Source organism: Cohnella baijiui, assembly GCF_020731285.1.
Classification (GTDB): Bacteria; Bacillota; Bacilli; order Paenibacillales; family Paenibacillaceae; genus Cohnella.
The window spans coordinates 1-213 of the sequence record NZ_JAJFOW010000489.1; the positions used below are offsets into that span (position 1 = coordinate 1).

General features: G+C 47.9%; 1 protein-coding gene. It reads left to right on the forward strand.

Annotation, left to right across the window (positions count from 1 at the left end; translation table 11 throughout):
• Positions 1-213, forward strand: a 213-nt coding sequence (locus LKX83_RS33495; RefSeq protein WP_227887638.1) for a LysE family transporter, incomplete at both ends; no start/stop codon positions are given.

A 213-nucleotide genomic window follows, 5' to 3' on the forward strand; every position in this document is an offset into this window, starting at 1 on the left:
TTCTTATCGCATTAGCGGTATTAGGGGTCTCGCTTGTAGTGCTGACATTTACCTGGTTAAAAACCATGCTGTTTGCCATCGGTGTCCTGTTCTTGCTATACATGGGTTGGATGACATGGAGAAGCGACAACCATATTAAAAACGGCGAGCAGGGGAGCCTGCCGCCAAAAAAACAAATTGCGTTTGCTGCTTCTGTGTCGCTGTTGAACCCGC